Consider the following 1,705-nt stretch of genomic DNA (forward strand, 5'->3'; position numbering starts at 1 on the left):
AGCAATTCCGCATTGACGCTGCCGTCGAGCCCCACCTCAACCGCGCTGTTGATGGCTGTAAACTTTGGCAGGACGCGCATGCGTTCGCTGTTGTGCGAGTCCTCGCAGCCGACCACACGGAAGCGCGGGCGACCGCCGAGCCACTCATAGAGTTCACGTGTACCCAGCGCCATGCCGTAGACATGCTCGGCATCGGTGTCCAGCGCGCCGGTGGCGACCAGCGCCATCACCGCGTCGCTGATCATGCCGCTGAACAAGCGCAGCTTGCGCCGCCGCGTCAACGCCGTGAACACGGCGGTGGGCACAACGCCCAGGCCCGACTGCAGCGTGGCGCCATCGTCGACGAGTGTCGCAACGTTCGCTGCAATGGTCCGCGCCAGGTCGTCGATACGATCGCCGCCGCGATACTCGATAAGCGGGCCAGGCGCGGCGACCACGACATCGGGCGCATCCATGGTGACACCCTGCTCGGGCAACGGCATGTCGGGATCATCGAAGACACACACCGTGTCCGCGCGCGCGCAGGCAGCGGCGATGAGCTCGCCCGTTATACCCGTGGCAACCCTGCCGTTCGGAAGTCGGCGGCCACGTACGAATGCCAGATCGAGCGACTCGCGCGCCGCGATCCAGCCGGGCAGTTCGCCGTAGTGCAGGCGCAGCGCTTCAACATCACCTCGAGCGATGCCTTCGGCCAGCGCTGGTTGCGCCATAAAGGTGGTGAGCCGCGCACCGCTGTCGGCAAGCGTCTCGGTATTGATACCGGGAATAAAGCTCGTAATCAGGTGGGTGCCGTCGAGCGCAGCGTTTTGCGCCAGCCACTCAACAAAGCCGCGCGGCTCCGTCGCCGTGCCGTGGACGAACGCCGTGACACCGGGGCGCAACAGGGCCGCGGCATCCTCGAACGACTTCAGCACGACTGTCATGACGCATCCCGCACCTACACAGCGGAGAATCTAACGTGAGCACTTTCATATTGCACCACTTCGACGCCTCGCCGTTCGCCGAAAAGATCCGGCTCGTGTTCGGCATCAAGGCGGCGCCGTGGCAATCGGTACAGATTCCCATGATCATGCCCAAGCCCAATCTCACGGCGCTGACCGGCGGCTACCGCAAAACCCCGGTGTTACAGATCGGCGCGGAGGTGTACTGCGACACGCTCTGCATCGCCCAGCAGATCGAGGCGCGCCAGCCGGTGCCGTCGTTGTTCCCGACAGGACGCCGAGGTCTGGCGCTAGCCCTATCGCGCTGGAGCGACAAGGCCTTCTTCGAGCCAGGCGCGGCGTTGTCGATGGGCGAGAACCCGCAGGTGCCCGGCGAGGTCATCGAGGACCGCAAACAGTTCTTCAACTTCATGGACTTCTCGAAGCTCGCCGAATCGCTGCCGCAGGCGCGCTGGCAGCTGCAGGCGCAAATCGAGTTGCTCGAGGACGCACTGGCGGGTGACGCCCCCTACCTCGATGGCGAGCGACCGGGCTACACCGACATCCTCGGATATTTCCCCGTCTGGATGACCAACGCCAACGTGCCCAGTGCACCGCGCCTGTTTGAGCCTTTCCCACGCGTACGCGAGTGGGCCGCTCGCATGTCCGAAGTCGGTCACGGCGACCGCAGCGACATCGACGCGGCCGAAGCGCTGGCCGTCGCGCGCGAGTGCGACCCCAGCGACGAGGGCAAGGTGGACGCCGACAATGAGCTGGGTCTGACG

2 protein-coding genes are annotated in these 1,705 nt (G+C 65.4%); one reads left to right on the forward strand and one right to left on the reverse strand.

Annotated features, from left to right (window positions below; translation table 11 throughout):
* Nucleotides 1–923: acetyl-CoA hydrolase/transferase C-terminal domain-containing protein (locus tag AAF184_25900; protein MEO0425790.1), on the reverse strand; the 923-nt coding region annotated here is incomplete at its 3' end.
* 35 nt (nucleotides 924–958) lie between these two features.
* On the opposite strand from AAF184_25900, the gene AAF184_25905 reads away from it, so the two are divergent.
* Nucleotides 959–1,705, forward strand: a 747-nt coding sequence (locus AAF184_25905; GenBank protein MEO0425791.1) for a glutathione S-transferase family protein, incomplete at its 3' end; no start/stop codon positions are given.

The sequence above is a fragment of the Pseudomonadota bacterium genome, from assembly GCA_039815145.1.
GTDB lineage: Bacteria > Pseudomonadota > Gammaproteobacteria > Steroidobacterales > JBCBZW01 > JBCBZW01.